This window comes from Dapis hubbardiae BLCC-M172 (assembly GCF_050016015.1).
Lineage (GTDB): Bacteria > Cyanobacteriota > Cyanobacteriia > Cyanobacteriales > Microcoleaceae > Trichodesmium.
This window is the reverse complement of the sequence record NZ_JBNHEQ010000272.1, coordinates 6,055-9,900: the sequence shown is the minus strand read 5'-3', so window position 1 is coordinate 9,900 and position 3,846 is coordinate 6,055. Positions and strand designations below refer to the sequence as shown.

Annotated in this window: 4 protein-coding genes; all 4 read left to right on the top strand. The window is 34.7% G+C overall.

Features of this window, described 5'->3' with window-relative positions:
• Positions 1-466 precede the first annotated feature (466 nt).
• The 4 genes from ACP6PK_RS25360 to ACP6PK_RS25345 all read left to right on the top strand — a co-directional run bounded on the left by ACP6PK_RS25360 (position 467) and on the right by ACP6PK_RS25345 (position 3,550).
• The gene (locus ACP6PK_RS25360; protein ID WP_426563731.1) at positions 467-655 is read left to right on the top strand and encodes a hypothetical protein; all 189 of its coding nucleotides are present in this window, start codon (positions 467-469) and stop codon (positions 653-655) included.
• A 59-nt stretch (positions 656-714) separates the two neighbouring features.
• The gene (locus ACP6PK_RS25355; RefSeq protein WP_168186274.1) at positions 715-855 is read left to right on the top strand and encodes a hypothetical protein; all 141 of its coding nucleotides are present in this window, start codon (positions 715-717) and stop codon (positions 853-855) included.
• A gap of 1,201 nt (positions 856-2,056) precedes the next feature.
• A complete protein-coding gene (locus tag ACP6PK_RS25350) occupies positions 2,057-2,974 on the top strand; it encodes an OmpA family protein (protein WP_426563729.1) in 918 nt (305 codons plus the stop codon).
• A gap of 132 nt (positions 2,975-3,106) precedes the next feature.
• A complete protein-coding gene (locus tag ACP6PK_RS25345) occupies positions 3,107-3,550 on the top strand; it encodes an NUDIX hydrolase (RefSeq protein WP_426563727.1) in 444 nt (147 codons plus the stop codon).
• Positions 3,551-3,846 lie beyond the last annotated feature (296 nt).

Sequence of the window (3,846 nt, the reverse complement as noted above, 5' to 3'; positions counted from 1 at the left end):
GTCTCCTTTGGAAAAGTTATATAGTAATCTTATTTAAGTTGTAATATTTTCTCGTAGTAGTTGGGCAATAGAACAGGCAATTATATTAACTTATCAACTGCAAAATGAACCTAAAGCAACGAGTAAGAGTCTCTCAGATTTACAAAATAAAATTCGCCAAGATTCTCTAACAGTTATTAACCGAATAAAAACAGAAGCTGAACTAGATTTTATCTTTCCAGAAATTACGAGAATTTATCATCACGACTTAGCAGCATTAAACCTGTGGCAAAATCAAATTGATTGGTCAATCTCTCTCCCTCCATCCGAACTACAACTATTAGAAAGTGCATATTTTTCAGAGTCAGAAATTATCGAAACTACCGATACAAACTCCTCCCTTACAGAAGCACCAGAACAACAATTCTATGAAGACTTAAAACAAAAATCTTATCTCCTATCTTTACAAGACCAAATATTATTTTTAATGAAACCAGAAAAGAGGAAACAATATGAGTCTTATATCAGTCAAGAGTCAGTTAAGGCAAATTACAAAACCCTGGGATTATCCAATTTACAAACCGCCTCAAATATGACCATTGCCAATCTTTATTATTATTTTAAAATTCGAGACGAATCAGAAACAAAAATAAGACAAAATATAGTAGCAGCATAGACATATTTCTAATAGTTCTTAGCTAAAATCAAAATTATAGAGCTTAGGAGAAAAAAACCATGTCAGACCTCGACCGTGGAATAATGAAATTTAAGGGAGCAGATACTCCCAGCGCGATCGCTATTTCTGCGATTATTATTTTAGGTGGTATAGTCTTTCTCCTTTTGTGGGGACTTAGTACCGCTTATACAGTTGGTTAATTAATACTAATCAAAAATTTCTAGAGGCGTTCCCGTGGAACGTCTCTAATTATTCTAGAGATATATAATTGTCAGTTTATTAGAAAATTTAAAATTAAAATCTAAATTATTAGACAAAATTATTAATCTTCCACTTCCTCAGCTAGAAAACTAAATTTTCATACCAATTTACTTTAAAGATATTACAAATATTTTCAAACTTTTAGATGTGAAATAATTCCCGGAAATTACTGTAGCGTCCAAGTTTTTAGTCTATAATATCAAATCCGGTAGCATCGGTATAAAAAAGCAGAGAAACCGAGTTTATTAAATACCCCAGCATACTAACATTTACCTCCCATAAACCCGGTTTCTTATAATACTCCAAAGCAAGCGGATTTGATATAAAATCTTAATAGATGACTTTTGACTTTTGCATGGGTGACTTCTCTGAAGCGCTATAGCATTCGACTATTTCAGCAAAGCAAAATTCAATGGAATATAAAGAACTTCAGAAAAATACGTTATATCATGTCCGGTTGAACAGTGATAAATAAATAACCATGGAGGAGTCAGGAGTCGTAGGGGCGAACGGCCGTTAGCTTCGCATAACTATCGTTAACGCCCGTACAGGAGTCAGGAGGGAAGAAAGAAGAACAGGAAAAGAAGGAGAAAGTTTTTTTTATCACACTCTTATCCGGACATGATATTACTATTTATAGAACCCCTAAGCGTATCTCCAGAAAATAGGTCTTGGTGGAGAATTAATTGATAAAAAATGGGTAATAATTGATTTGATGATGGGATGAGTGGGAGGATATTTAATACACCCCATCTTCTCATCTCCCCACACTCCCGTACGGACGCCCTTATGCAACGTCCCTACCCCTACTCTCAATCTCTAATTTTAAATAGATCCCAAATGGCTTCTATAGCAATACGCAAATAGGTCGCAGACATTTATAAATACTCAAACTTAGCCAGGAATTACTTCTGACTTCTGTAGGGGCAAATGGCCATTTGCCCCTACTTTTGACTTGCGCGTAGCACTATATACCCTTTCTCATAAAATCCTGTTATAAATAAGGGCAAGAATCTCAATATCATAACCATTACTAAAATTTGGTTTAATTGGGAAATTCTATCAACCTCGATCATTAGATCGTCAGATTAGTTCAATAAAAATAATAATACCAATCTAGTTTGGAGCGATATTTTAGATATGAGTGCAGAAAAAAAAATAGATAAGCAACAAGTTTTAGGTCCTACAATTTTAGCAGGGTGTATGGGCTTTATGATTATTTCCGCTTGGGCTTTTGCTAGTCCTAACGCTTTTAAACGCCCCACTATTGATGTTCAATTAACCGAAAATGTAGATTCGGAAAATGTAGATTCTCAAACAGAAGAAATTCAAGTAACAGAAACCCTAGAAACTGATACAACTACTACTACTACTACTGAAGCAGACTCTGCAACTACAACGACAGAAACCTTAGAAACTGATACAACTACAATTGCGACAACGACAGATCGACAGTCAGAGGTAAACACAGAAACAACAACCTCTACCGAAGAAACTACTACTGATACGACAGAAACAACAACCTCTACCGAAGAACCTACTACTGATACGACAGAAACAACAACCTCTACCGAAGAACCTACTATTGATACGACAGAAACTACTACTAACGCTGAAACTCTACAACCAACTACTACATCACAACCCGAACCTGAGACTCCCATTGCTACAACAGACATAGCGGAAACATCTCAGTCACAAGGAAAATCTTTGACTAAAGCAAAAACTCTTGGTCAAGTCAAATTTGGTCTCAATGAATTTGAATTATCTTCCCCAGCAGAGCAAACTATAAATAGTCTCATCTCAGAAATTAAGGAATACGATCCTAATAAAGTTACTATTAAAGTTGAAGGTCATACATCGAGAGTTGGTGATACTCAGGTAAATCAACTAATTTCCCAAGACCGAGCAGACGCTGTGGTCAGATATTTAAAAGGGCAAAATTTACCCCATGAGGTTGTTGGTGAAGGAGTTGGTTATTCTCAACCACTCCCAGGTACAGATCCCTATGCTGATGTAAACCAGCGTACAGTGATTATTTTGACCCCTGTTAATTAACTTTGTAATTTTCTGATAAAATTAATATTAATCGTTGACTCTTATTTTAAGGCTGGCAGATTCCAAATTTTAGGTTTCATGCCAGTTTTTGTCTGTTTAAATAATATGAAATATACAGGTAGATAAAATTAAATGACTCGCAAAAAACCTTTTTCTCCAGAAGAGTTTAAACTATTATATTCTCAAGTTCCCAGACTTGTTGTAGAAGTAGTTGTGAAAACTGAAACAGGTGTGGTATTAACTCTTAGAAAAGATGCTGCTTGGAATAATCTTTGGCATCTTCCTGGAGGTACAGTTTTTTATCAAGAATATATTGAAGATGCTATTCAGAGAATTGCACAAGAAGAGTTAAATATTACAGTTACAAAACAACAGTTATTAGGATATTCTGAATATTATAGTGAAGTTAAACAACGGGGTTTTGGTTGGTCGGTGGGATTAGTATTTTTATGTACTGCAAATTCTCCCCTTCCTTCAGAGAATGAAGAAGGAGAAGAAATTAAAATTTTCGATTATATTCCAGATAATATTGTTGAAGAACAGAAAAAAATATTGAATCAGGTTTTATCAATGTAATTCTAACTTTCAAATTTATTTAGGGAAAAAATTTATATGAGATCAAATCCGGTAGTATCCGTATAATTCAATACCGTAGGGGTTTGGTCTCCAAACCCTCGATAAACTAGGAGTTTTCGCTCTTTTATGATGGTAGAATTATATCACTTCCGTTGCCCAGCGGATTTGATATTAAATCTGCCGAATATCAAATTCATTTGAACAACGGTAAATAGTAGCTAATAGCTCAAAGAACCAGTTATAGTTTCATTATCGCCACCCCTTAACTATAACGATCTAGTTTTCAATTCCAAAAT